The organism is Pseudomonas sp. MF6751 (assembly GCF_016613265.1).
GTDB lineage: Bacteria > Pseudomonadota > Gammaproteobacteria > Pseudomonadales > Pseudomonadaceae > Aquipseudomonas > Aquipseudomonas fluorescens_BV.
Genome location: NZ_JAENSV010000001.1, coordinates 248,475 through 268,971 on the forward strand (window position 1 = coordinate 248,475; position 20,497 = coordinate 268,971).

Genomic DNA, 20,497 nt, shown 5'->3' on the forward strand with positions numbered 1-20,497 from the left:
GGCTGCGGGCGATGACCAACCGGTCATCACCCCCGTCAGAATGTTCGCCCGTCGATAGCTTGCAGGCGTTTTGCATCGACCATCCGGCATTGGGATTTGCCCAGGCCCCCCAAGGCCCATAGAATGCGTCGATGCGCGATGATCTCTCTCTTTTGCTGAACTCCCTCAACGATGCCCAACGCCAGGCCGTAGCGGCCCCCGTTGGCCGTCAGTTGGTCCTGGCCGGTGCTGGCTCCGGTAAAACCCGAGTGCTGGTGCACCGTATCGCCTGGTTGATCCAGGTCGAAAACGCGTCCCCGCATTCCATCCTGTCGGTGACCTTCACCAACAAGGCCGCTGCCGAGATGCGTCATCGCATCGAGCAGTTGATGGGCATCAGCCCGGCCGGCATGTGGGTGGGCACCTTCCACGGCCTGGCGCACCGCCTGTTGCGGGCGCATTGGCAGGAAGCCGGCCTGAGCCAGACCTTCCAGATTCTCGACAGCGACGACCAGCAACGCCTGGTCAAGCGCGTGATCCGCGAACTGGGCCTGGACGAACAACGCTGGCCGGCGCGCCAGGCACAGTGGTTTATCAACGGCCAGAAAGACGAGGGCCTGCGCCCGCAACATATCCAGGCCAGCGGCGACCTGTTCCTGGCCACCATGCGCAGCATTTATGAGGCCTATGAAGCGGCCTGCGTGCGCGCTGGCGTCATCGACTTCTCCGAACTGCTGCTGCGTGCCCTCGACCTGTGGCGCGACAACCCCGGTTTGCTGGCCCATTACCAGAAACGCTTCCGCCATATCCTGGTGGACGAGTTCCAGGACACCAACGCCGTGCAGTACGCCTGGTTGCGTCTGCTGGCCAAGGGCGGTGACAGCCTGATGGTGGTGGGCGATGACGACCAGTCGATCTACGGCTGGCGTGGCGCGAAAATCGAGAACATCTACCAGTATTCCGAAGACTTCCCGGACGCGGTAACCATCCGCCTGGAGCAGAATTACCGCTCCACCGCCGGGATCCTCAAGGCGGCCAACGCCTTGATCGCCAACAACACCGGGCGCCTGGGCAAAGAGCTGTGGACCGACGGCGGCGAAGGCGAAGCGATCAACCTGTACGCGGCGTTCAATGAGCACGATGAAGCGCGCTACGTGGTCGAAACCATCGAAAGCGCACTGAAAACCGGCCTGGCCCGCAGCGATATCGCGATTCTGTACCGTTCCAACGCCCAATCGCGGGTGCTGGAAGAAGCCTTGCTGCGCGAACGCATCCCGTACCGCATCTATGGCGGCCAGCGCTTCTTCGAACGCGCCGAAATCAAGAACGCCATGGCCTACCTGCGTTTGCTTGAAGGCCGTGGTAACGATGCAGCGCTGGAGCGGGTGATCAACATCCCGGCGCGTGGCATTGGCGAGAAAACCGTCGAAGCGATCCGCGACCATGCGCGCCATGCCGATGTGTCGATGTGGGAAGCCATGCGCTTGCTGATCGCCAACAAAGGCCTGACTGGCCGTGCTGCGGGGGCGTTGGGGGTGTTTGTCGAGCTAATCGAGAACCTGGCCGCCAAGTGCGCAGAGATGCCGCTGCACCTGATGACTCAGACCGTGATCGAGCAGTCCGGGCTGATCGCCTATCACGAAGCGGAAAAAGGCGAGAAAGGCCAGGCCCGGGTAGAAAACCTTGAGGAACTGGTCAGCGCCGCCCGCGCGTTCGAAAACACCGAGGACGACGAAGAGCTGACGCCGCTCGCCGCCTTCCTGGGCCACGCCTCGCTGGAAGCCGGCGATACCCAGGCAGACGAGCATGAAGACAGTATCCAGCTGATGACCTTGCACAGCGCCAAAGGCCTGGAATTCCCTTATGTGTTCCTGGTGGGCATGGAAGAAGGCCTGTTCCCTCACAAGATGAGCCTGGAAGAGCCCGGCCGCCTTGAAGAAGAACGCCGCCTGGCCTACGTGGGCATTACCCGGGCGATGCAGAACCTGGTGATGACCTACGCCGAGACCCGACGCCTGTATGGCAGCGAAACCTACAACAAGGTGTCGCGCTTCGTACGTGAGGTGCCGAAGGGGCTGATCCAGGAAGTACGCTTGTCCAACAGCGTCAGCCGCCCGTTCGGCGGTGGCCAGCAACAGAACTCCAGCAGCATGTTTGCCGGTTCCGAAATACCGGAAACCCCGTTCAGCCTAGGCCAGCAGGTCAAGCATGCGATCTTCGGCGAAGGCGTGATCCTCAACTTCGAAGGCGCCGGCGCCCAGGCGCGGGTGCAGGTGAACTTCGCCGAGGGCAGCAAGTGGCTGATGATGGGTTACGCCAAGCTCGAAGCGGTCTGAGCTGGCCACAATAAGCCCACCATCATGAAACACTGCGTAACATGAAGATTATTGGCCCAGCCTTGTTTTAGAGGCGTGCGGGCCAATATCTGTAATTGGTCCTACAGACCCTTCGGATTTGGTCTTACGCAAAAGCCCGAAACATTATGCCGCTAGCCACTGCCACGACACCTGTGCAACATGGCGCGCGTGCAATCCACAAATGGGAATTCCCTATATGAAACGTTTTCTTAGCATCGCCATGGCGTTGTGCATCGGCCTGACGATGAGCCTCGACGCCAACGCCAAACGCTTCGGTGGCGGCAAAAGCTCGGGCGCGGCACCGACTCACCAGACCAGCCAAATGGCTCCATCCGCCGGTGCCGGCGGTGCTGCGGCTACTGCAGGCGCAGCCGGTGCCGCTGGCGCTGCTGCCAAGGCCGGCGGTGCTTCGCGTTGGCTGGGCCCACTGGCCGGCATCGCCGCCGGTGGCCTGCTTGCGTCCATGTTCATGGGCGACGGCTTCCAGGGCATGCAGATCTTCGACATCCTGATCATGGGCGTCATCGCCTTTTTGGTCTTCCGCTTTATCGCCGCCCGTCGCCGCAAGCAGCAGGAGCACCTGGCTCCAGCCGGCGCGCCGATGCAGCGTGAAGCGTTCGAACAGAAGCCTGCCATGGGTTCGATCTTCGGTGGTTCGGCAGCCCCTGCCGCCCGTCCGGTGATCAACGCACCGGCCTGGTTCAACGAAGAGCGTTTCGTCGAAGCGGCCCGCAGCCACTTCCAGTCCCTGCAACAGCACTGGGACGCCAACGAAATGGACAAGATCTCCGAGTTCGTGACCCCGCAACTGCTGGAGTTCCTCAAGCGCGAACGTGCCGAGATCGGTGACGCCTTCCAGTCGACCTACATCGACGACCTGCGCGTACAGCTCGATGGCGTGGATGATCGTGCCGACAAGACCATCGCCACCCTGACCTTCAGCGGCGTGTCGAAGTCCTCGCGTTTCGACCAGGGCGAAGTGTTCAGCGAAAGCTGGAACATGGAACGCGCCCAGGGCGACGACCAGCCATGGCTGGTCGCCGGTATCCGCCAGAACGGCTAATACCTGCGCGTTTGAGCAAGCGGTAACAAAAACCCCGGACATGTCCGGGGTTTTCTATTTCACGGTTGCACTTATAGCGAGCTACTGTATAAAACGCCCCTATAAACCGCGCCATCTAGCAAGAGGATCCCGGCCGTGGAAGAAATCATCGAACAACTGCGTGAAGCCAACGAACCGGTCCCGGTTCCTTTGGAGCTGCCTGACGAAGACCTGCTGGTGGAAATCGAGGAACAACTGTTCATCGACATCCCCTTTGTCTTCCGTGAATTCTTGCTGACCGTCAGTGACGTGGTCTACGGCAGCCTGGAGCCGGTGACCGTCACCGACCCACAGTCCCACACTTACCTGCCAGACGTTGCCGCCAACGCCTGGGATGCCGGTGTTGATCGCAGCCTGATCCCTATCTGCCAGGACGGCGACGACTACTACTGCGTCGAAGAAGACGGCACCGTCGTGCTGTGGTCCGCCGAAGAAGAGTTGGTCACCGAAGAAACCTGGGAATCGGTGTGGCACTGGGCACGGGACGTCTGGCTGGAAAGCTGATACTTGATGGCTTTTGTGGCGAGGGAGCTTGCTCCCGCTGGGCTGCAAAGCAGCCCCCGCCAACGCCAATCAGTGTTCCGTATCCTTGTGGTTATCCAGCGTCTCCAGCAACGCAACCTGCATCCGCGTATGTACACGGATAAACCAGCGCCAGAGCACTGCAGCCACCGCCGCCGTGACCACGGCAATCAACACCAGCAACTTGTTGGTCGGCAGAATACTGGCCGACAAGGCTGCCAATAGCAGGAAGATCACCAGCAGCGACAAGAGGGGGATCAGCTCCGCAATCACCCTTCGCACACGTTGGGTATGCCTCCCGGCCATTTCTGGTTTCACGCTCATCTCCGCCAGCAGCATCGACAGCGCCTTGAGCTTGCGATACGCCGCAATCAGAAACGGCAACGACACCAGCAGCGCCCCGCCCCAGATCAACGCCTTCTGCCAACTCTGATCGCTGACCCAGCCCTCCAGATACCCACCGATGCGCTCCGCGAAAAAGCTGCCGGCAAAGAAGATCGCGATCACCAACGCCAGGTTTACCCCGACCTGCAGAATGATCTTGCGGATCATCGCGGCCAACATCGCCCCCTCGCCCTGCGGCTGAATGCTGCGCAGCCATTCGCCATACATGCCCAATACCCGGCTCATCCGCGTGGGCATCACTGCAGCGATCTTCAATGACAGCGGATCGGCCCCGCGAATCAGGTAGGGCGTCAGCAGTGTGGTGATCGCCGAAACGGCCACCGCCACGGGATACAGAAAGTCGCTGGTGACCTGCAGGGTCATCCCCAGCGCCGCGATGATGAAAGAAAACTCGCCAATTTGTGACAGCCCCATACCAACCCGCAGCGAGGTGCGACCATCGTTGCCGGCGATAAACGCGCCCAGCCCGCAAGACAGCATCTTGCCCAGCACCACGGCCACGGTGATCACCGCAATGGGCCAGGCGTATTGCAGCAGGATCTGTGGGTCGATCATCAAGCCAATCGCCACGAAGAAAATTGCGCTGAACATGTCGCGAACGGGTTCGATCAGGCGTTCGATCTTAATCAACTGGCGGGATTCAGCCATGATCGCGCCGATCAAAAAGGCCCCGAGTACCATGCTGTATTCCAACTTCACCACCAGCAGGCAGAAACCGAAGCACAGCCCCAATACAGTGATCAGCAGCATCTCGTTGCTTTCGAACTTTGCCACATAGGCCAGCAGGCGCGGCACCAACAAAATACCAATCACTAGGGCGACGATCATGAACAGCGAGAGCTTGCCGACCGTGGAAAACACCTCGCCGGAGCTGACCGTGCCACTCACGGCGATGCTCGACAGCAAGGCAATGATGCCGATACCCAGGATGTCCTCCACAATCAGCACACCGAAAATCAGCTGGGCGAACCGCTGGTCTTTCATCTTCAGGTCGTTGAGGGCCTTGACGATAATGGTGGTCGAGGAGATTGCCAGGATCGCGCCGAGGAACAGCGAGTCCATGGTGCTCCAGTCGAACCAGCGGCCGATCTCGTAGCCGATCCAGATCATCAGCACGATTTCCAGGAACGCCGCGATAAACGCCGTGGCCCCGACTTTGAATAGCTTGCGCAGGCTGAATTCCAGGCCCAGGCAGAACATCAGGAAGATGACTCCCAACTCCGCCAGGGTCTTGATCGTGTCTTCATCGTGGATCAGGCCAAACGGCGGAGTGTGGGGACCGATAATAAAGCCGGCGACGATGTAGCCCAACACCACCGGCTGCTTGAAGCGGTGAAACAGGATGGTGACCACCCCTGCCACCAGCATGATCACGGCCAAGTCCTGGATAAAGCTGATGGCGTGCATGGCGAGGGGCTCCTTGAGGGTGCCGGCGCTTTTCCCACTTCCGGCCTCGCCTTTGAAGGGTCGGAAAAGTCTGCCTTGATCGTAAGAAAAGCCCTGAGACGGGCTTTTGAAGGGTAACACCGCGACTTCTGCTGGAAAGCCGGTGCAATATATGGAAACAGATCGCTGCGCGCGTGACGGCGAGCCGCCTGACGGCGTCCCGTTAGGGATGGCGCTGCAAAGACTTTGAGTACCCGCAGAGGTGCCTCCCCCCAACCAATGCCTACAACCCGTGAGTGTGCTATGGAACCCGGAAACGCCCAGCTGTCGATGACGGTACTGATGACCCCTGACATGGCCAACTTCTCTGGCAATGTGCACGGCGGCACGCTGCTCAAGTACCTCGACGAAGTGGCCTATGCCTGCGCCAGCCGTTATGCCGGTCGTTATGTGGTCACGCTGTCAGTAGATCAGGTGATCTTTCGCGAGCCGATTCATGTCGGTGAGCTGGTGACCTTCCTGGCGTCAGTCAACTACACCGGCAATACGTCGATGGAAGTGGGCATCAAGGTGGTGACCGAGAATATCCGTGAACGCTCGGTGCGCCATACCAACAGCTGCTTCTTCACCATGGTGGCCGTGGACGACCAGCGCAAACCTGCCGCCGTACCGCCGTTGCAGCCGCAGAACAGCGAAGACAAGCGCCGCTTTGTGCAGGCTCAGCAGCGTCGGCAGATTCGTCAGGAACTGGAAAAGCGCTACCGGGAGATCAAAGCCGACGCGCCTTAAACTCCAAGCGGCGAATCAACTCAAAAAAGTGTGGGAGCGGGCTTGCCCGCGATAGCAGTGGTTCAGTCGACATCGCTTTGACTGAGACTCCGCCATCGCGGGCAAGCCCGCTCCCACATTGGGTTCTTTGTGCTTACAGGCTGATCGGTGTGGCTTCGAAGCGCACACGAGGGTGGGCAATACGGTCCTGGGCCCGCACCAGTTCCAGTTCATAACTGGCGCAGGCCTGGGTTTCCAGCAGCACTTCATGCACGGCCGCGGCGGTGAATTCAAAGGCAGCCACCAGGCTATCACCCAACAGCACCCGCGCCAGGAACAGCCCGGACGTCAGGTCGCCCACACCCACTGGCTGACGCGGAAACGCTAGCAGGGGCCGACGCAAGTGCCAACTGCCGTCGGCCGTCACCAACAGCATTTCAAACCCTTCTGGCAGTTTGCCTGGGTAATCCAGGTGCTTGACCAACACCGCTTTGGGGCCGCGCGCCAGCAATGCTTTGGCCATCGCCAGGCAATCGAACAGCGATTGCGGCTTGCGCCCGGCAAAACTATCCAGCTCCAGTTGGTTGGGGCACAGGAAGTCCGCCATGGCGGCGGCTTCATCCAAGAGGAAATCGCTGACCTCCTGCGGCACGATGCAACCCTTTTCCGGGTGGCCCATCACCGGGTCGCACAGGTACAGCGCCTTGGGGTTGATCGCCTTGATGCGCGCCACACCGCTGAGGATAGCGCGGCCCTGGTCGGCACTGCCCAGGTAACCGGACAGCACCGCATCACAGTTGCCCAGCTCGCCAATCGCGGCAATACCCTCTACCAGCGCAGGAATTTGCTGCGGCGCCAACACTTCGCCCGCCCACTGTCCATACTGTGTGTGGTTGGAGAACTGCACCGTGTTGAGCGGCCAGACGTTCACCCCGACCCGCTGCATAGGGAACACGGCGGCGCTGTTTCCGGCGTGGCCGAAGACCACATGAGACTGGATCGCAAGCAGGTGAGGTGTACGTTTCATGCGGGAGATTTCCGTAAAACCGTTGAATTTCTGGCCGAGCAGTATGCGACTAAACGCAGCCTGTACGACAGACCGGCGACACAGTTAAGCTGCGCTCACTTTGTTGGAGTTCATGGAATGCTGACCCTGGGAAACATCTTCGTCTTGATGCTGCTGGCCACCGGCGCCGCCTGGGTTTGGCACAACCACGGCCTGCGTGAACGGGCGCTGGCGCGGGTCAAGCAGCATTGCGCCAAGCTCGATATCGAGCTGCTTGACGGTGCCGTGGCGCTCAAACGCATCGGTTTCGTCAAGGATGCCAATGGCCGTCGACGCCTGGCGCGTATCTATAATTTCGAGTTCACGGTGACCGGCGAAACCCGGCATGCCGGGGTCATCACGCAATTCGGCGCCCACAGCGCGCAGATCGAACTGGCGCCCTACCCGTTCGAAACCAAGGAGCCGCTGCCCAGCGCCGAGATCATCGAATTGAGCCAGTGGCGCCAGGACCACGCCAGCAAGAAACATCAGTAACGGCAGGCTGCCAGGGCGCTCTGCAATGCGGCCACGTCCTGTGGTGCGCTGAAGATCAACTCAACACGTGAATCGCGCCGCCAAGCGCAGGGTTGCCAGTGCTGTGGGCTGTTATCCACAGCGTTGGCGGACACCCAACCGTCAACGCTGTGGATGACCAATTTGGCACGGCGCCAGTCGATACTCGATAGCCACTGATGCAGACGGCTGACATCGAATCGCTGGCTTGGGTGCCAGCGCCAGCCAATGCTCCAGCCGCCCTCCTGGCTCTGACTCAGACAGATCGGCAACCCAGGGTCGCTCCAGATCGCCGGCATTTGCCCCACCGCTTCAGGCACGCCGAAATTATCCACCGCTACTTGGGCCCGTGCTTTCAAACCGGGCAACCGGTCGAGTGGCAGTTGCGCCTGGCGTGTCCAATGGAGCGGGCAATCGCGTAATTGCGCTTCAATCGCCTGACGTTGCGCCGCAGTCAGCGTCTCATCCTTGTTCAGCACCAGCAGACCGGCACTGGCCAACGCCTCCTGTTGTGCCTGCGGCAACGGCCTGCCCGCCGCCAACGCCTGGGCATCGAGTACCAGCACGCAAGGCTGCACGGCCAGCACGTCTTGCCATGGTGCGTGCCGCAGTTGCTTGAGCAATTGCGCCGGATGGCCCAAGCCTGAGGGCTCGATAAACAAGCGGTCCGGCTTAGCCTTACGCAACAAGCGGCCCAGCCCTACCTGGAACGGTGCGCCGTTCACACAACACAAACAGCCGCCTGCCACCTCGCCCAGGGCGATACCGTCATCGTCTTGTGTGAGTAAGGCTGCGTCCAGGCCGATCTGGCCGAACTCGTTGATCAGCACCGCCCAGCGCTCGTTGGCCGGGCGCTGGGCAAGCAGGTGCTTGATCAGGCTGGTCTTGCCGGCGCCCAATGGCCCAGCAATCACATGGGTAGGAATGTTCTGCAGCATAAGAGGCATGGTTCAGGCCGTTTAGAGCGTTTGATCCTACGCGGTTATGCCAGCCAATCCAGCGTCAGGATCAACCGTCGCTCATCGGCCTTGAGCGCTGGCGAGCGGTGGATCAGCCCATGCCCTTCATTGCCGTGCCATTTGGTGCCTTTAAGCAGCGCCACTTCACCGCAATGGATCTGCTCGATGCGCTCAGTGGGCTCGGCATCCGCCTGGCTCAATGTGCGCCGGTCCATGACGCCTTCACGCAACCATTGGCTTCCGATACCGGCGTAGGTGGTGATCAGCCGAACAGGCACGTGATCAACGTGAAAACGCGGACACATGGCCTTGTCCAATAGCCGTAAACGCACGCCGATGCGCTTGGCGCCCAGCAGGCAGGCGAATGCACTGACCAGCCACGACACATCGGCGATAAACCCATCGTAGCCTTCAAGATCGCGACAGCTGGACGCCAAACCTTGCAAGTTCGGCACGGAGTCTTCGCTAGCCAACTCGACCACCAAGGACTCGGCCAACGGTTCATTGAGCGCCACCAGCAAAGCGCCAAACTCGGCGATATGCAGGGGCAGTTGGCGCTGCCAGATGGCCAGGTTGACGCCGTCATTGAGGATATCGGACAGCGCCAGCGGCGTTTCCCCATGTGTCTGGCGGATGACGGGGCGCAGGGGAATGACCGGAGCCAGCATCAGGCGACCTGCTCATACCAAGGGCCAAACGGGTCGGGCAACTGGCGCCAACCTTCGACGCCCAGGGCCGTTTCTTCATCGGTGAGCAAGCAGGCGTCCAACTCGGTACGCATCTGGGCAAAGTCGATGTTTTGCCCGATAAACACTAGTTCCTGACGGCAGTCACCCGTGCTCAACTGCCAGTTAGCCATGATCGCCGCCACGCTTTCTTCGTCCTGAGGCCACTGGCTTTTCGGCACAAAGCGCCACCAACGCCCGGCAAACCCATGGCGCATCAACCCGCCCGCCTGGGACCAACTGCCCGCATCCTGATGTTTGCTGGCCAACCAGAAGAAACCCTTGGAGCGCAACAGCTTGCCGTTGACCCAGGGGCGGTCGATAAAGTCGAAAAACCGCTGTGGATGGAACGGCCGGCGCGCACGGTAAGCCGTGGACGCTATGCCGTATTCTTCGGTTTCCGGCACATGCTCACCGCGCAATTCCTGCAACCAGCCCGGGGCCTGGGCGGCGCGTTCGAAGTCGAAACGGCCAGTGTTGAGGATCTTGTTCAGCGGCACTTCGCCCATAACCATCGGGATGATTTCCGCTTGGGCGTTGAGGCGCTCGAGGATGGCCATCAGTTCTTCGCGCTCGCGGCTGCTGATCAGGTCGATCTTGCTGATCAGGATGACGTCGGCGAATTCGATCTGTTCGATCAACAGGTCGGTGATGGAACGTTCATCCTCCTCACCGAGGGTTTCGCCCCGTGAAGCCAGGCTTTCGGCGGCTTGGTAGTCGAGCAGGAAATTCATACCGTCGACCACAGTGACCATCGTGTCCAGGCGTGCAATGTCGGCCAGGCTTTGCTCGTTTTCATCGCGAAAAGTGAAGGTTTCGGCCACGGGCAAAGGTTCGGAAATACCGGTGGATTCGATCAGCAGGTAATCGAAACGACCTTCTTTGGCGAGTTTTCCCACCTCTTCAAGCAAGTCTTCACGCAAGGTGCAGCAGATGCAGCCATTGCTCATCTCCACCAGCTTTTCTTCCGAACGATTGAGCGTGACATCACGCTGCACCTCGCTGCCGTCGATGTTGATCTCGCTCATGTCGTTGACGATCACCGCCACCCGCAGGTTGTCGCGGTTGCGCAGTACATAGTTGAGCAGCGTGCTTTTACCGGCACCGAGAAAGCCGGACAACACGGTCACAGGGAGACGATTGGGCATCAGGTATTCCTCATCAAGGTTGGCCGGTCAAACTGCCCGTCTATGGCGTTCGCGCAGCTCTTCACGTTCTTTGGCTTCGATACATAAGGTGGCGGTGGGACGCAGCAGCAGGCGTTGCAGGCCGATGGGTTCGCCGGTTTCACGGCACCAGCCGTATTCGCCACGGGCCAGCAATTCCAGGGCGTCGTCGATCTTGTCCAACAGCTTTTTTTCACGCTCCAGCAGGCGCAGTTGCCATTGGCGTTGCTCTTCGGCACTGCCGATATCCGCCAGGTCGCTGTTGGTTTCCTGCTCGCGCAGCGCCTGGAACTCTGCGTCGATACGGGCTTGCAGGTCATCGCGCTGAGCCAGCAGCAGTTCGCGGAAGAAGCGCTGCTGGGCCTCATTCATGTAGTCGGCCGCTGGTTGGGCCAAAAGATCGTGTTCGGTCATGGGAAGCGGTTCGCGGGTCGGGCTGTGCATTTATGTTATAGTATAACAATACAAATAAGCCAATCCCTCTTGCTCGCCGCGACGAAGGGCGCAATGCTGGGTCACCTGCCTATGTTGAGAACCTCGATGAAATACCTGCTGTGCGCGCTGCTATTGGCAGTCGCCGGGCCTGCCTGCGCCCAGGCACCCAGCCTGTTGGCCAACTGCACACGCAGCGCCAACCTGCTCGCTTGTGTAGACCCGTTGGGCAATGCCTATAGCGTGGCGACCGTCGGCAGCACTACGTATCTGCGCGGGTTTGAAGTGATTGGCAAACGCTATTGGGCGCAGACCAACAGCCGTTATGGGCAACTGACGTTTTTTACCGGGTTGGCATCGGATGGCGAGGCGTGGGTCGGCTACACGCGGCGCGTGGGCTGGACCACCATCAACCGATTTTCCAGCTCAGGGGGCGCCAGCGCCAAGTTCACTTGCAGCCGAATGACCGGCTGTTAGACCTGGCTGTTTTTCTGCGCCTGCACCCAGGCCATGTAGCTGTTCATGGGTGGGTTCTTCTGGAAGTAACGCTTGAGTCCTTCGAAAAGGCCATCCGCCACCGCCTGTTGATGGCGCGCCGTCACCAGCCGCTGGGCATCCCGAGGGTTGGAAATGAAACCCGTCTCCACCAGGATCGAAGGCACGTCCGGTGACTTGAGCACGGCGAACCCGGCCTGCTCCACACGTTTCTGATGCAGGCTGGTGATGTTTTGCAGGCTGCCCAATACCGAGCCACCCAGTTGCAGGCTGGAGGCGATGGTCGCATTCATCGACATGTCGAGAATGACCCCGGCCAGCATCGGGTCCTTGTCCTTCAGATTGAGCAAGGTGGTGGCGCCCAGCAAGTCGGCGCCATTTTCGCGCTGGGCCATGAAACGTGCCGTAGCCGAAGTGGCGCCCCCTTCAGACAACGCATACACCGAGGCGCCCGACGCGGTCAGCCGTGGCGCGGCGTCGGCATGTACCGAAATAAACATATCGGCCTTGTGCTGACGGGCGATGTCCACGCGCTTGCGCAGCGGCACGAAGAAGTCGTCGTTGCGCACCAGTTTTACGTCAAAACCCTTTTCGCGCTTCAAGCGTTTAGCCAACAACTGGGCAATCGACAGCACCACATCTTTTTCGCGCTGGCCTTTGGAGCCAATGGCACCTGGGTCTTTGCCGCCATGGCCGGGGTCGACCACCACGATGATGTCGCGCTTGGGATGCGCCTTGTCTACCGGCGTCACCCAGGGTGCCGGCTCAGCGGCGATTTGACGGGGCGCACGGGTCGCGTTGGTCAAATCCAACACCAGGCGATGGCCTTGGCCATCCTGGGGCGGCAACACGAAGCTGTTGAGCTGCATGGGCTCGACCAGGTCCAGCACGATGCGCGTATCGCTCTTGCCGAAATGCCCGGAACGGATCGAGGTAATCCCACTGTTCTTCAATGCCAATTGGGAAAAGTCACCGCTAAGACCGGCGCCACTCAAGTCGATGATCAAGCGGTCCGGTGAGGTCAGGGAAAAGGTCTTGTATTGCACCGGGCCGCTGAGGTCGAACACCAGGCGCAGCTTGTCCTCCGAGCGCCACAAGCGTGCATTCCGAATCTGCGTGGCGTAAGCCCCCAAAGGCAAGGCAAACAAGGGGCTGACCAGCAGCAGGTTGAGGAGCTGACGTCGGTGCATGGCATATACCGCAGATAAAGGAGTGTCCCTACTCGATATGACTGAACAAAGGCTGGAGCAGAAAATTCATCGCAGCTCGTATTGTTATACTATAACATGTCGAATTATTTCCAACGATGGACCTGCTTATGAATGCGCTGACTCTGCCGGACATTGCCGCGCAGGCTTCACGCCAAGCCTTGCCACTCGACTGGGTGGGGATGTGCGGCATCGCCTTGCCGATCCTGATTGACGGTCAACACCTGGCCGCCACCGCTGACGTGGGCGTAAGCCTGGACGACGGCACGGCCCGTGGCATTCATATGTCACGCCTGTACCTGGCTCTGGAAATGCTCGATCAACAGCCGCTGACACCTGCACTGCTGCGTAATGTACTGCAGCGTTTTCTCGACACACATGAAGGTTTATCTAAGAACGCTTACCTGCGCATCCACACCCAGTTGCTGCTTAAACGACCCGCCCTGGTCAGTCCGCTAGCCGGCTGGAAGAGCTACCCGGTGAGCATCGAAGCGCGTCTGGAAAACCAGATGTTCCACGTGGAACTAAAAATTGACGTTACTTATTCCTCAACCTGCCCTTGCTCCGCCGCACTCGCCAGGCAGTTGATTCAGCAGCAATTTGTGGATGATTTCGCCAACACGCCGTTGCAGCACGAAGCGCTGCTGGCCTGGCTCGGCAGTGCCAACGGCATCGTCGCCACACCCCATAGCCAACGCAGCAGCGCGCAGTTGCACGCTCAGTTGCAAGGTACTGACCTGCCGATAATCGACTTGATCAACGCTGCCGAAACCGCACTCGGTACCGCCGTACAAACCGCGGTGAAACGCGCAGACGAACAAGCCTTCGCCCTGGCCAACGGGCAGAACCTGATGTTCTGCGAAGACGCCGCTCGCCGCCTGAACCTCGCCTTGAAACGCTCGGATGCCATCAAAGCCTTCCACCTCAAAGTGATCCACGCCGAAAGCCTGCACGCGCACGATGCCGTGGCTGAAAGCCGCTGGACGAGAGACTTTGCATGATCACCTGTAACTCTTTGCGCTGGGGTGCCCCCGGGCAACCGCTCACCCCGGCACTGGATTTGACCCTGGAAAAAGGCAGCCTCACCGGCATCATCGGCGCCAATGGCACAGGCAAGAGCAGCCTGCTCAAAGTCATCGCCGGCCTGCAAAAGCCGCTGGCGGGAAAGGTCATTGTGGATGTTCCACGCCGTGGCGGCTTGGCCTTCCTACCCCAGCAGCAACACTTGGACCGGCAGTTCCCCATCCGCTTGCAAGAACTGGTGGCTGCAGGTTTTTGGGGTACACAGCACACTTCACAACAACGCAGCCAACGCCTGCAAGCGGTACTCGAAGACTGGTGCCTGACCGGCTTGGAACACCGACCGTTGATGGCATTGTCCGGAGGCGAATTGCAGCGCGCCCTGCTGGCACGCATGAGCCTGGCCGACGCATCCGTCCTGCTGCTCGACGAACCTCACGCAGCCCTCGATGAGGACGGTCAGGCGCTGTGCTGGAAACACATCCACGCCTGGCACAACGAAGGTCGCACCCTGGTGATCGTCTGCCATGACCTGGCCGCCGTGCGTCACCACACCCAGCACGTACTGCAGATCAAAAACACCGGCTGCGTATTCGGCCCCAGCAAAGAGCTGATCCGCCCGCAACCGCAGATGCAGGTGGCCTGAATGCACTTCACTGCCCACTTATGGATGCCGTTTCATGAGTTCGTCTTTATGCGCCGCGCACTCATCGGCGGTTTGGTACTGGCTTGCAGCACCGCGCCGCTAGGAGTGTTTCTGATCCTGCGGCGCATGAGCCTGATCGGTGATGCAGTGGCCCACGGCATCCTGCCCGGCGCTGCCCTGGGTTTCTGGTTCGCCGGCCTGAGCCTGCCCGCGCTGACCCTCGGCGGCCTGGGTGCAGGCCTGAGCATGGCCGGCCTGGCCGCGTGGATCACTCGCCGCACCGGCCTGCGCGAAGACGCCAGCCTCGCCGCCATCTACCCCATCTCTTTGGCCGCCGGCGTGCTGATCCTGGGCCTTGCCGGCAAGCGTCTGGACCTGCTGCACCTGCTGTTCGGCTCCGCCCTGGCCGTGGATCAAACCACACTGACCGGCATGCTCTGGGTCTCGGGTTTCAGCCTGATCGCCATGGCGCTGATCTACAAACCGCTGCTGCTGGACACCCTCGACCCGCTGTTCCTGCAAACCGTCAGCCGCCTCGGGCCCCTCGCCCATGGCGTGTTCCTGACCCTGGTGGTGCTGAACCTGGTGATCGGTTTCCAGGCCATCGGCGCGTTGATGGTGGTTGGCTTGATGATGTTGCCGGCCATCTCCTCACGCTTCTGGAGCCGACGCTTGCCGGTGTTGATCGCGGTATCGGCGCTGCTGGGATGCCTGTCGGTGTGGTTGGGCCTGCTGCTGTCGTTCTACTACTCACTGCCCAGCGGCCCGGCGATAGTGCTGGTGGCAGGCGCTGGGTATTTGTTGTCCGTGGTGTTCGGTCCGGTGCACGGCTTGTTGCGCCGCCCGCCTTTGCTCACATCCCAATGAGGTGTTTCCCGATGCGCGCTCTATTCGTGCTGTTCAGTCTGCTGCTGCCGCTTTCGATGGCCCACGCCGCCGACAAACTCCAAGTGGTCACCAGCTTCAGTATTCTCGATGACATCACCCACCAGATCGGTGGCGAGCATATCCAGATCAGCAACATGGTCGGCCCGGACGCCGACGCCCATACCTATGAACCCACGCCGGACGACGCCAAGGCACTGCTCAAGGCCAAGGTCATCATCAAGAACGGCCTCGGTTTCGAGCCGTGGCTGGACCGCCTGGTCACCAGCACCGAAACCAAGGCAACGGTGGTCACCGCCAGCAAAGGTGTGATTTCCCACACCATGGACGAGGATGGCGAAACCATTCCCGACCCGCACGCCTGGCACAACCTGGCCAACGCCGAAATTTATGTGAGCAATATCACCAAAGCGCTGGTAGCCGCCGACCCTGGCAACAAGACCGCCTACCTGAGCAACAGCCAGGCCTACCTCAAGCAAATCCATAGCCTGCTGGACGAGGCCAAGGCCAAGTTCGGCGCCCTGCCACCGGGTAACCGCCGCATCGTCACTTCCCACGACGCTTTCGGTTACCTGGGCCAAGCCTATGGCATCCAGTTCCTCGCGCCCCAGGGTTTGTCCACCGAACGTGACCCTTCGGCCGCTGAAGTTGCCGCACTGATCACCCAGATTCGCAAGGACAAGGTCAAAGCCGTGTTCATGGAAAACATCAAGGACTCACGCCTGCTCAAGCAGATCGCTGACGAAAGCGGCGCACAGATCGGCGGCACGCTGTACTCCGACGCCCTCGCCGCAGAAGGCCCGGCCAACACCTTTATCGGGCTGTTCGAATACAACCTCAACACCCTGTGCGCCGCACTGAGCCAGCCATGATCCGCAAAAATCCTTCGGGCGACCTGCCAGTGATTGCCGAATCGGCCTACGTCGACAAGACCGCCATCATCTGCGGCAAAGTCATCATCGGCGAGAACGTGTTCGTCGGCCCTTACGCCGTGATCCGCGCCGACGAAGTGGATGCCAGCGGCGCCATGGACCCGATCACCATCGGCGCCAACTCCAACATCCAGGACGGCGTGGTCATCCACTCCAAGTCCGGCGCAGCGGTGACCATCGGCGAATTCACCTCCATCGCTCACCGCTCCATCGTCCACGGCCCCTGCACAGTGGGCGACCGCGTGTTTATTGGCTTCAACAGCGTGCTGTTCAATTGTGCCGTGGGCGATGGGTGCGTGGTGCGCCACAACTCGGTGGTCGACGGCCGCGATCTGCCCGCCGCTTTCTACGTGCCCTCCACCACGCGTATCGGCCCCAACACCGACTTGTCGCAATTCCCGCCGGTGAGTGTCAGCGCCTCGGAGTTTTCCGAAGACGTGGCACGCACCAACGTCGACCTGGTGCGCGGCTACAAAGCCCTGCAAAACGAGTTCTGAACCATGAGCCGCCTGCTGATCCGCAACGCCCGCCTGGTCAACGAGGGCCAGGTATTCGACGCCGACGTACTGATCGCCAATGGTCGTATCGAGAAGATTGCCGCCAGCATTCAAGGCGGTAACGAACCGGCGGAAATCGATGCCAACGGCCAGTGGCTGCTGCCAGGGATGATCGACGACCAGGTGCATTTTCGCGAACCCGGCGCGCCGGAAAAAGGCAGCTTCTACAGCGAATCTCGCGCGGCGGTGGCCGGCGGTATCACCAGCTTCATGGACATGCCCAACACCCAACCGGCCACCCTGAACCTGGAAGCCCTTGCCGATAAAAAGCGCCGTGCCGCACTGCATTCAGTGGCCAACTACGGCTTTCATTTCGGCGTGAGCAACGACAACCTCGACATCGTCGCCGCCCTAGACCCCAGTCAAGTGGCGGGGGTCAAGGTGTTCATGGGCGCCTCCACCGGCAATATGCTGGTGGACGACCCACGCATTCTGGAGCGCCTGTTTGCCGAGGTGCCGACCATCCTGCTCGCTCATTGCGAGCACACGCCCAGCATCCTGGCCAACGAGCAGCGCCTGCGCGAACGCTTCGGCGAGCATATTCCCGCCGTCGCCCACCCGCTGATCCGCGATGCCGAGGCCTGTTATCGCTCGTCATCGTTTGCCGTGGAATTGGCCAAACGCCATGGCACGCGTCTGCATGTGTTGCATCTGACCACCGCTCGCGAACTGGCGCTGTTCGAAGACAAGCCCCTGGCCGACAAGCACATCACCGCCGAGGTCTGCCTGCACCACCTGCTGTTCGATGACCGCGATTACCACCGCCTTGGCCACCAGATCAAATGCAACCCGGCGATCAAGACCCGCGCCGACCGCGACGCGCTGCGCCTGGCGTTATTGAGTGATCGTCTGGATGTGATTGGCACCGACCATGCGCCGCATACCTGGGCGCAAAAACTGTTGGGTTATCGGCAAGCGCCCTCGGGCTTGCCTCTGGTGCAGCATGCCCTGCCGGCGTTACTGGAGTTGGTGGCCGACGGGCATTTGCCCCTGACCACTCTGGTAGCCAAGACCAGCCACCGCGTGGCCGACCTGTTTGCCATTGCTGATCGCGGCTACGTGCGCGAGGGCTACTGGGCCGACCTGGTACTGATCAAACCGGAGCCTGCTGGCAAGCCGGTCAACAGCCAGCCTATTCTCGCCCGCTGCGGCTGGACACCCTTTGCAGAGCGCAGCTTTCGCCACAGCGTGAGTACCACACTGGTCAGCGGCCACCTGGCCTGGCACAACGGCCAGGTGGTCAACAGTTGCCAGGGCTTGCCCCTGCAGTTCGGGCGTTAGGCGCGGGGTTTAACCGAACCGCAATCGTTGCCCAGCCACTGGGCGTGGCTGTCCAGGCTACCCTTCTGCTGGATGCCGGTGGCATTGAAGGTACCGTTGACGCTGGTGGTGAATTCTTTCTGGCTCTGAAACGTTGCCACCCCAGTGCCCTGGGCTTTCGGGCAACTGAAACGGAACTTCCACTGGTTGCCGCTCTTGTCGGTGACTTCCTGTTTGCAGCCCGATTGAGGGTCGGTCAGGGGGATCGAATCGGAGGCCACCTGAGCCGGGGTCAGGCACACCTGTACGCCTTTACCGGCCATGTTGATGCCTTGCTTTTCGAGCATGGCGCGCTGTTCAGGGGTCATCTGTTGCTTGAGTTGACCGAGGATCAGCGACAAGTCCGGCAGGTCCTGGTTATCGACTTTCATATTGCTGGTGGTCAATTCCCACAAGCCCGGCGCCAGCATCTGCGCCTGCGCCGCCACAGGCAGCGACAAACCAACAACCATGGCCAAACCAAGCAGACGAGCATTCATCGGGTAACTCCTGGGTAATTGTGGGCGTTAGACGTCGCAAAGCAGCCAGTGTTGCATGGCAAATAAAATAGCGACATTCACAGCCGTTCATGGTCTGTTACGCACTGGACTGCCTGGAGTTACGTCGTTCATGGATTTCTTTGGCCCGCACCTGCTCGCCTACGTCATTGCCACGCTGCACTTTCTCGGAACGCTCGCCGCGATCCACGCAGTACTGACCGTGCGCACCGCACAAGGCTCGATTGCCTGGGCGTTGTCACTGATGTTCATGCCCTACCTGACGCTGATCCCCTACCTGATTTTTGGCCGCAGCACCTTCGACGCGTACATCCAGGCCCGTCGCCAGGCCAACCAGGAAATGCACACGGCCATCACCGAACTGAACTGGCGCCCGTGGGTGGAGGAAGCGCTTGCGGCGCGCAACTCCAGCGCCTACGCCTCCTTGCGCGCCATGCCCAAGCTGGGCCGCATGCCCTGCCTGGCCAACAACGAAGTGCGCCTGTTGATCAATGGCGATGCCACCTTCGGCGCGATCTTCGAGGCTATTCGTAACGCAAAGACCGCCGTGCTGTTCCAGTTTTTCATCATTCACGATGATGAACTGGGCCGCCAATTGCAGGCCCTGTTGAAGGAAAAAGCCGCTCAGGGCGTGGCCATTTACGTGCTGTACGACCGCATCGGCAGTCACGCGCTGCCCCATCGTTATGTGCAGGCGCTGCGTGACGCGGGAGTGCAGGTCAAGGCATTCGCCACCCGCAGTGGCTGGCTCAATCGCTTCCAGGTCAACTTCCGTAACCATCGCAAGATTGTCGTGGTGGACGGCATCACCGGTTTTGTCGGCGGGCATAACGTAGGCGATGAATACCTGGGTAAAAAACCGCCCCTGGCGCCATGGCGCGATACCCATGTGCAGGTCACAGGCCCGGTGGTGGCATGCCTGCAGGAGTCGTTTGCCGAGGACTGGTTCTGGGCCGCACGGGAACTGCCGCCGCTGATCCTGCCGGACGCCTACCCGGAAGACGGTGTGCTCTGCCAGTTGCTCGCCAGCGGGCCAGCGGACCCTTATGAAACCTGCTCGCTGTTTTTCGTCGAGGCCATCCATGCCGCGACCGAGCGCGTGTGGATCACCAGCCCCTACTTCATCCCCGACGAGGCGGTGTTTGCCGCCCTGCGCCTGGCGGTATTGCGCGGAGTCGATGTGCGCCTGCTGCTGCCGTCACGGCCCGACCATCGCATCGTGTACGCTGCGTCCAGCCTGTATGCCAACGAAGCGGTGCGAGCGGGCGTGCGGGTGTTTCGCTACACGCCGGGCTTTTTGCATCAGAAGGTGGTGTTGGTGGACAGCGAAATCAGCGCCATTGGCAGTGCCAACATGGACAACCGTTCGTTCCGGCTGAATTTTGAAGTGATGCTGCTGACGGTGGATGAAGCCTTCGCCAGCCAGGTTGAGCAGATGCTGCTGAACGACTTTGCCCTGGCCCATGAAGTCAGCCACGAAGAAAGTCGCGAGACCCGTCGCCTGCAACAACTGGGGATGCGCATTGCGCGCCTGATCTCACCCATCCTCTAACCACCAATACAAAACCAACGTGGGAG

Annotated in this window: 21 protein-coding genes; 13 read left to right on the plus strand and 8 right to left on the minus strand. The window is 60.6% G+C overall.

Annotated elements, in window-relative coordinates:
• Positions 1 to 131 precede the first annotated feature (131 nt).
• From uvrD to JJD66_RS01130, 3 genes are all read left to right on the plus strand, one after another.
• Entirely contained in the window at positions 132 to 2,315 is a 2,184-nt protein-coding gene (gene uvrD, locus JJD66_RS01120; RefSeq protein WP_014720554.1) for a DNA helicase II, read from the plus strand.
• A gap of 217 nt (positions 2,316 to 2,532) precedes the next feature.
• Complete coding sequence (locus tag JJD66_RS01125) at positions 2,533 to 3,399, plus strand: Tim44 domain-containing protein (RefSeq protein WP_003195740.1); 867 nt, start codon at positions 2,533 to 2,535, stop codon at positions 3,397 to 3,399.
• Between the two features lie 135 nt (positions 3,400 to 3,534).
• The gene (locus JJD66_RS01130; protein WP_014720555.1) at positions 3,535 to 3,942 is read left to right on the plus strand and encodes an SMI1/KNR4 family protein; all 408 of its coding nucleotides are present in this window, start codon (positions 3,535 to 3,537) and stop codon (positions 3,940 to 3,942) included.
• Between the two features lie 69 nt (positions 3,943 to 4,011).
• On the opposite strand, the gene JJD66_RS01135 is transcribed toward JJD66_RS01130, so the two are convergent.
• The gene (locus JJD66_RS01135; RefSeq protein WP_200647446.1) at positions 4,012 to 5,772 is read right to left on the minus strand and encodes a cation:proton antiporter; all 1,761 of its coding nucleotides are present in this window, start codon (positions 5,770 to 5,772) and stop codon (positions 4,012 to 4,014) included.
• A gap of 282 nt (positions 5,773 to 6,054) precedes the next feature.
• On the opposite strand from JJD66_RS01135, the gene JJD66_RS01140 reads away from it, so the two are divergent.
• Positions 6,055 to 6,540 (plus strand): acyl-CoA thioesterase, encoded by a 486-nt coding sequence (locus JJD66_RS01140; RefSeq protein ID WP_003195747.1) that lies wholly within the window; start codon positions 6,055 to 6,057, stop codon positions 6,538 to 6,540.
• A 133-nt stretch (positions 6,541 to 6,673) separates the two neighbouring features.
• Here JJD66_RS01140 and pdxY read toward each other — a convergent pair whose 3' ends face one another.
• Positions 6,674 to 7,546 (minus strand): pyridoxal kinase PdxY, encoded by an 873-nt coding sequence (gene pdxY, locus JJD66_RS01145; RefSeq protein WP_003195749.1) that lies wholly within the window; start codon positions 7,544 to 7,546, stop codon positions 6,674 to 6,676.
• A 117-nt stretch (positions 7,547 to 7,663) separates the two neighbouring features.
• Here pdxY and JJD66_RS01150 point away from each other — a divergent pair, with 117 nt between their 5' ends.
• Positions 7,664 to 8,059, plus strand: coding sequence for a DUF3301 domain-containing protein (locus JJD66_RS01150; RefSeq protein WP_003195752.1), 396 nt, complete (start codon positions 7,664 to 7,666; stop codon positions 8,057 to 8,059).
• Here JJD66_RS01150 and JJD66_RS01155 read toward each other — a convergent pair.
• From JJD66_RS01155 to dksA, 4 genes are read right to left on the minus strand one after another with little or no spacing between them, the layout of a single operon-like run.
• On the minus strand, positions 8,053 to 9,015 hold the full coding sequence (locus JJD66_RS01155; RefSeq protein WP_200647489.1) for a CobW family GTP-binding protein: 963 nt from the start codon (positions 9,013 to 9,015) through the stop codon (positions 8,053 to 8,055). The genes JJD66_RS01150 and JJD66_RS01155 overlap by 7 nt on opposite strands.
• A 44-nt stretch (positions 9,016 to 9,059) precedes the next feature.
• Positions 9,060 to 9,704, minus strand: a complete 645-nt coding sequence (locus JJD66_RS01160; protein WP_198714599.1) for a DUF1826 domain-containing protein — start codon at positions 9,702 to 9,704, stop codon at positions 9,060 to 9,062.
• On the minus strand, positions 9,704 to 10,909 hold the full coding sequence (zigA, locus tag JJD66_RS01165) for a zinc metallochaperone GTPase ZigA (RefSeq protein ID WP_200647447.1): 1,206 nt from the start codon (positions 10,907 to 10,909) through the stop codon (positions 9,704 to 9,706). The genes JJD66_RS01160 and zigA overlap by 1 nt, the downstream gene beginning before the upstream one ends.
• A gap of 27 nt (positions 10,910 to 10,936) precedes the next feature.
• Positions 10,937 to 11,341: an RNA polymerase-binding protein DksA gene (dksA, locus tag JJD66_RS01170; protein ID WP_034129158.1), complete on the minus strand. Its 405-nt coding sequence runs from the start codon at positions 11,339 to 11,341 to the stop codon at positions 10,937 to 10,939.
• 126 nt (positions 11,342 to 11,467) lie between these two features.
• Here dksA and JJD66_RS01175 point away from each other — a divergent pair, with 126 nt between their 5' ends.
• Complete coding sequence (locus JJD66_RS01175) at positions 11,468 to 11,836, plus strand: hypothetical protein (RefSeq protein WP_034129159.1); 369 nt, start codon at positions 11,468 to 11,470, stop codon at positions 11,834 to 11,836.
• Here the strand turns inward: JJD66_RS01175 and JJD66_RS01180 are convergent.
• Complete coding sequence (locus JJD66_RS01180; protein ID WP_200647448.1) at positions 11,833 to 13,044, minus strand: N-acetylmuramoyl-L-alanine amidase; 1,212 nt, start codon at positions 13,042 to 13,044, stop codon at positions 11,833 to 11,835. The genes JJD66_RS01175 and JJD66_RS01180 overlap by 4 nt on opposite strands.
• A gap of 128 nt (positions 13,045 to 13,172) precedes the next feature.
• Here JJD66_RS01180 and folE2 point away from each other — a divergent pair, with 128 nt between their 5' ends.
• Genes folE2 through JJD66_RS01210 form a run of 6 tightly spaced genes read left to right on the plus strand, consistent with a single transcriptional unit; the run spans position 13,173 to position 18,383 of the window.
• Positions 13,173 to 14,063: a GTP cyclohydrolase FolE2 gene (gene folE2, locus JJD66_RS01185; protein ID WP_198714597.1), complete on the plus strand. Its 891-nt coding sequence runs from the start codon at positions 13,173 to 13,175 to the stop codon at positions 14,061 to 14,063.
• A complete protein-coding gene (locus tag JJD66_RS01190; protein WP_198714596.1) occupies positions 14,060 to 14,728 on the plus strand; it encodes a metal ABC transporter ATP-binding protein in 669 nt (222 codons plus the stop codon). Before folE2 ends, JJD66_RS01190 begins: the two co-directional genes overlap by 4 nt.
• The gene (locus JJD66_RS01195; protein ID WP_198714595.1) at positions 14,729 to 15,595 is read left to right on the plus strand and encodes a metal ABC transporter permease; all 867 of its coding nucleotides are present in this window, start codon (positions 14,729 to 14,731) and stop codon (positions 15,593 to 15,595) included. It begins immediately after the preceding gene.
• 11 nt (positions 15,596 to 15,606) lie between these two features.
• Positions 15,607 to 16,485, plus strand: coding sequence for a metal ABC transporter substrate-binding protein (locus tag JJD66_RS01200; protein WP_198714594.1), 879 nt, complete (start codon positions 15,607 to 15,609; stop codon positions 16,483 to 16,485).
• Positions 16,482 to 17,042, plus strand: coding sequence for a gamma carbonic anhydrase family protein (locus JJD66_RS01205; RefSeq protein WP_005792581.1), 561 nt, complete (start codon positions 16,482 to 16,484; stop codon positions 17,040 to 17,042). Before JJD66_RS01200 ends, JJD66_RS01205 begins: the two co-directional genes overlap by 4 nt.
• A 3-nt stretch (positions 17,043 to 17,045) precedes the next feature.
• The gene (locus JJD66_RS01210) at positions 17,046 to 18,383 is read left to right on the plus strand and encodes a dihydroorotase (RefSeq protein WP_200647449.1); all 1,338 of its coding nucleotides are present in this window, start codon (positions 17,046 to 17,048) and stop codon (positions 18,381 to 18,383) included.
• Here the strand turns inward: JJD66_RS01210 and JJD66_RS01215 are convergent.
• On the minus strand, positions 18,380 to 18,901 hold the full coding sequence (locus JJD66_RS01215; RefSeq protein WP_014720569.1) for a DUF3617 domain-containing protein: 522 nt from the start codon (positions 18,899 to 18,901) through the stop codon (positions 18,380 to 18,382). The genes JJD66_RS01210 and JJD66_RS01215 overlap by 4 nt on opposite strands.
• 130 nt (positions 18,902 to 19,031) lie before the next feature.
• Between JJD66_RS01215 and cls the strand changes: the two genes are divergently transcribed.
• Positions 19,032 to 20,471 carry a cardiolipin synthase gene (gene cls / locus JJD66_RS01220; protein WP_105229023.1) on the plus strand — a complete coding sequence of 480 codons (1,440 nt, stop codon included), beginning with the start codon at positions 19,032 to 19,034 and terminating at the stop codon, positions 20,469 to 20,471.
• The last annotated feature ends 26 nt before the right edge of the window (positions 20,472 to 20,497 follow it).

Excerpts from the sequence above, each read along its gene's own strand:
- uvrD (WP_014720554.1), top strand. The coding sequence starts at position 132 with ATGCGCGATGATCTCTCTCTTTTGCTGAACTCCCTCAACGATGCCCAA.
- JJD66_RS01125 (WP_003195740.1), top strand. The coding sequence starts at position 2,533 with ATGAAACGTTTTCTTAGCATCGCCATGGCGTTGTGCATCGGCCTGACG.
- JJD66_RS01135 (WP_200647446.1), bottom strand. The coding sequence starts at position 5,772 with ATGCACGCCATCAGCTTTATCCAGGACTTGGCCGTGATCATGCTGGTG.
- JJD66_RS01140 (WP_003195747.1), top strand. The coding sequence starts at position 6,055 with ATGGAACCCGGAAACGCCCAGCTGTCGATGACGGTACTGATGACCCCT.
- pdxY (WP_003195749.1), bottom strand. The coding sequence starts at position 7,546 with ATGAAACGTACACCTCACCTGCTTGCGATCCAGTCTCATGTGGTCTTC.
- JJD66_RS01150 (WP_003195752.1), top strand. The coding sequence starts at position 7,664 with ATGCTGACCCTGGGAAACATCTTCGTCTTGATGCTGCTGGCCACCGGC.
- JJD66_RS01155 (WP_200647489.1), bottom strand. The coding sequence starts at position 9,015 with ATGCTGCAGAACATTCCTACCCATGTGATTGCTGGGCCATTGGGCGCC.
- JJD66_RS01160 (WP_198714599.1), bottom strand. The coding sequence starts at position 9,704 with ATGCTGGCTCCGGTCATTCCCCTGCGCCCCGTCATCCGCCAGACACAT.
- zigA (WP_200647447.1), bottom strand. The coding sequence starts at position 10,909 with ATGCCCAATCGTCTCCCTGTGACCGTGTTGTCCGGCTTTCTCGGTGCC.
- dksA (WP_034129158.1), bottom strand. The coding sequence starts at position 11,341 with ATGACCGAACACGATCTTTTGGCCCAACCAGCGGCCGACTACATGAAT.
- JJD66_RS01175 (WP_034129159.1), top strand. The coding sequence starts at position 11,468 with ATGAAATACCTGCTGTGCGCGCTGCTATTGGCAGTCGCCGGGCCTGCC.
- JJD66_RS01180 (WP_200647448.1), bottom strand. The coding sequence starts at position 13,044 with ATGCACCGACGTCAGCTCCTCAACCTGCTGCTGGTCAGCCCCTTGTTT.
- folE2 (WP_198714597.1), top strand. The coding sequence starts at position 13,173 with ATGAATGCGCTGACTCTGCCGGACATTGCCGCGCAGGCTTCACGCCAA.
- JJD66_RS01190 (WP_198714596.1), top strand. The coding sequence starts at position 14,060 with ATGATCACCTGTAACTCTTTGCGCTGGGGTGCCCCCGGGCAACCGCTC.
- JJD66_RS01195 (WP_198714595.1), top strand. The coding sequence starts at position 14,729 with ATGCACTTCACTGCCCACTTATGGATGCCGTTTCATGAGTTCGTCTTT.
- JJD66_RS01200 (WP_198714594.1), top strand. The coding sequence starts at position 15,607 with ATGCGCGCTCTATTCGTGCTGTTCAGTCTGCTGCTGCCGCTTTCGATG.
- JJD66_RS01205 (WP_005792581.1), top strand. The coding sequence starts at position 16,482 with ATGATCCGCAAAAATCCTTCGGGCGACCTGCCAGTGATTGCCGAATCG.
- JJD66_RS01210 (WP_200647449.1), top strand. The coding sequence starts at position 17,046 with ATGAGCCGCCTGCTGATCCGCAACGCCCGCCTGGTCAACGAGGGCCAG.
- JJD66_RS01215 (WP_014720569.1), bottom strand. The coding sequence starts at position 18,901 with ATGAATGCTCGTCTGCTTGGTTTGGCCATGGTTGTTGGTTTGTCGCTG.
- cls (WP_105229023.1), top strand. The coding sequence starts at position 19,032 with ATGGATTTCTTTGGCCCGCACCTGCTCGCCTACGTCATTGCCACGCTG.